3 protein-coding genes are annotated in these 3570 nt (G+C 69.7%); all 3 read left to right on the top strand.

Features of this window, described 5'->3' with window-relative positions:
* The coding region (locus tag CCS01_RS16265) for a TSUP family transporter (protein WP_204848313.1) at positions 1–763 on the top strand (763 nt) is incomplete at its 5' end.
* A 52-nt stretch (positions 764–815) separates the two neighbouring features.
* The gene (gene cysD / locus CCS01_RS16260) at positions 816–1859 is read left to right on the top strand and encodes a sulfate adenylyltransferase subunit CysD (RefSeq protein ID WP_239992195.1); all 1044 of its coding nucleotides are present in this window, start codon (positions 816–818) and stop codon (positions 1857–1859) included.
* Positions 1859–3570 (top strand): sulfate adenylyltransferase subunit CysN (gene cysN / locus CCS01_RS16255; protein ID WP_104519837.1); only part of this gene is annotated, 1712 nt, incomplete at its 3' end. The genes cysD and cysN, both read left to right, overlap by 1 nt.

Below are 3570 nucleotides of genomic sequence, written 5' to 3'. Positions count from 1 at the left end.
GGTCTACCCATCGGTCGGCTTTGGCATCGGCATGCTGGTCGGGCTGACCGGGGTTGGCGGCGGCTCGCTGATGACGCCGCTGCTGGTGCTGCTGTTCGGCATCCATCCCTCGGTCGCGGTCGGCACCGACCTGCTGCAGGTCTCGCTCACCAAGGCGGTCGGCTCGCTGGTGCACGGCTTCCATGACACGGTCGACTGGCGCATCGTGCGCACGCTGGCCGCCGGCAGCATCCCCGCGACGGTGCTGACCATCCTGCTGCTGTCGCAGGTCGACCTGCACAACGCCGCGGCGCAGCGGGTGATCTCGGACGTGCTGGGGATCTCGCTGATCTGCACCGCGATAACGTTGTTGCTGAGGAACCGCCTGGTGCGCGCCTCGGCCGGCTGGACCACCCAGCTGTCGCCGCGGCGGCAGGCGGCGATGACCGTCGCCTCCGGCGCGCTGGTGGGGTTCCTCGTCACCATGACCTCGGTCGGCGCCGGCGCCATCGGCACCACGGTGCTGATCCTGCTGTATCCGCACATCAAGATCGCCCGCCTGGTTGGCTCCGACATCGCCCACGCGGTGCCGCTGACCCTGCTGGCCGGGCTCGGCCACTGGATGCTCGGCTCGATCGACTGGGGCCTGCTGGGATCGCTGCTCAGCGGCTCGGTTCCCGGCATCATCATCGGCAGCGTCCTGTCGTCGCGGCTGCCGGAGTTCGCCCTGCGCACCATCCTGGCCGTGACCATGGCCATGGCCGGGTCGCGGATGGTCATCTGAGACCCGCGCCGCGGCCCGCCCGTTGCGCCTTTGTTTCGATGGAGTGTCACCCATGCCGGCCTCATCCGCGACCATGACCGAGCCTGTGCCAGGCGGCGCGGCCGGGGCGATGGCGTTCCGCCAGACCGCCGACACCCCGCTGGAGGCCGCCATCGCCCGCTATGTCGCCCAGGCCGACGGCGCCCCGCGCGGGCGCCGCCTGTCGCCGCACCTGCGCCGGCTGGAGGCCGAGGCGATCGAGATCATGCGCGAGGTGGTGGCGCAGTTCCGCAATCCGGTGCTGCTGTATTCCATCGGCAAGGACTCCACGGTGATGATGCACCTGGCGCGCAAGGCGTTCTTCCCGGCCCGGCCGCCGTTCCCGTTCCTGCATATCGCCACGACCTGGGACTTCCACGAGATGATCGTCTACCGCGACATCCTCGCCGCCAAGCTGGGCATCGAGCTGCGCGTGCACACCAACCAGGACGGGCTGCGCCGCGGCATCAACCCGATCGCGTCGGGCCCCACCGTGCATGCCCAGGTGATGAGCACCGAGGGGCTGAAGCAGGCGCTGGACAAGTGGCAGTTCGACGCCGCGTTCGGCGGGGCGCGGCGCGACGAGGAGAAAAGCCGCGCCAAGGAACGGATCTTCTCGTTCCGCACGCCGCAGCACACCTGGGACCCGCGCAACCAGCGCCCGGAGCTGTGGAACCTGTACAACGCCCGCATCGCCCGCGGCGAGTCGATCCGCGTGTTCCCGCTGTCCAACTGGACCGAGACCGACATCTGGATGTACATCGCCGCCGAGGAAATCCCGGTGGTGCCGCTGTATTTCGCCAGGCCCCGCCCGGTGGTGCGGCGCCAGGGCCAGCTGATCCTGGTCGACGACGAGCGGCTGACGCTGGACCCGGGCGAGCAGCCAACGATGCTGCGGGTGCGCTTCCGCACGCTGGGCTGCTACCCGCTGACCGCCGGCATGGAATCCGAGGCCGCGACCGTCGACGACATCATCGCCGAGATGCTGGCCTCGCGGCAGTCGGAACGGCAGGGACGGCTGATCGACCACGACGAGGCGGGCTCGATGGAACGCAAGAAGCGCGAGGGGTATTTCTGATGCCTGACATGCCCATCGGCCTGGACGCCGGGTCCGCCCCGCCGGCGGCGGAGAAGGAGCTGCTGCGCTTCCTGACCTGCGGCTCGGTCGACGACGGCAAGTCGTCGCTGATCGGGCGGCTGCTGTACGACTCGAAGCTGATCTTCGAGGACCAGCTGTCGGCGGTGGCGCGCGACAGCCGCAGGCACGGCACGCTGGGGGAAGACGTCGACCTCGCGCTGCTGGTCGACGGGCTGGAGGCGGAGCGCGAGCAGGGCATCACCATCGACGTCGCCTACCGCTATTTCACCACGCCGCGGCGGGCGTTCATCGTCGCCGACACGCCGGGCCACGAGCAGTACACCCGCAACATGGCGACCGGCGCCTCGACCGCGGAGCTGGCGGTGATCCTGGTCGACGCGCGCAAGGGCATCCTGACGCAGACCCGGCGGCACAGCACTATCTGTTCCATGCTGGGCATCCGCTCGGTGGTGCTGGCGGTCAACAAGATGGACCTGGTGGATTTCGCCGGGGACGTGTTCTACCAGATCGTCGCCGACTACGTCGGCTTCGCCAAGGCGCTGGGGTTCGCCGCGATCTGCCCGGTGCCGCTGTCGGCGCGCTATGGCGACAACGTCACCACCCGCTCGGCGCGGACGCCGTGGTACGACGGGCCGACCTTGCTGCAGCACCTGGAGACGGTGGACGTCGCGCGTGACCTGGCGGCGCAGCCGTTCCGCTTTCCGGTGCAGTGGGTGAACCGGCCGAACCTGGACTTCCGCGGCCTGAGCGGCACCGTGGCGTCCGGCCAGGTGCGGGTTGGCGACGACCTGGTGGTGGCGGCCTCCGGCGTCACCGCGAGGCTGGCGCGGATCGTCACGTTCGACGGCGAGCGCGAGCGGGCGCTGCCGGGCGAGGCAGTGACGCTGGTGCTGGCCAGCGAGGTCGACGTCACCCGCGGCGACGTGCTGAGCCATCCCGACGCGCGGCCGGCCTGCGTTGACCAGTTCGCCGCGCACGTGCTGTGGATGAGCGAGGAGGCGATGCTGCCCGGGCGGTCGTACCTGATGCGCATCGGCTCGGCCGAGACGCCGGCCTCGGTCACCACGCTGAAGCACACGATCGACGTCAATACGCTGGAGAACGGACCCGGCCGCACCCTGGGGCTGAACGAGATCGGCTTTTGCAACATTTCCACCGCGCGGGCGGTGGCGTTCGATCCGTACAGCGAGAACCGGCGCACCGGCTCGTTCATCCTGATCGACCGGGCGACGCATGCGACGGCGGGGGCCGGGATGATTGCGTTCGGGCTGCGGCGGGCGACCAATATCCACCGCCAGCATCATGCGATCGACAAGGCGGCGCGGGCGCGGCTGATGCAGCAGACGCCGCGGGTGGTGTGGTTCACCGGGTTTTCCGGGTCGGGCAAGTCGACGATCGCGGACCTGGTGGAGAAGGCGCTGCACGCGCGCGGACTGCACACGATGCTGCTGGACGGCGACAACCTGCGGCACGGGCTGAACCGCGACCTGGGCTTCACCGAGGCCGATCGGGTGGAGAACATCCGCCGGGTGGGGGAGGTGGCGAAGCTGTTCGTCGAGGCGGGGCTGGTGGTGATCTGCTGCTTTATTTCCCCGTTCGAGTCCGAGCGCGCGCTGGTGCGCGACATGGTGGGGACGGAGGCGTTCGTCGAGGTGTTCGTCGACGTGCCGATCGAGGAATGCATCCGGCG

The sequence above is a fragment of the Rhodopila globiformis genome (assembly GCF_002937115.1).
Taxonomy (GTDB): Bacteria; Pseudomonadota; Alphaproteobacteria; order Acetobacterales; family Acetobacteraceae; genus Rhodopila; species Rhodopila globiformis.
Note: the sequence above shows the minus strand (reverse complement) of the source record. Positions and strands in the feature narration are given on the sequence as shown.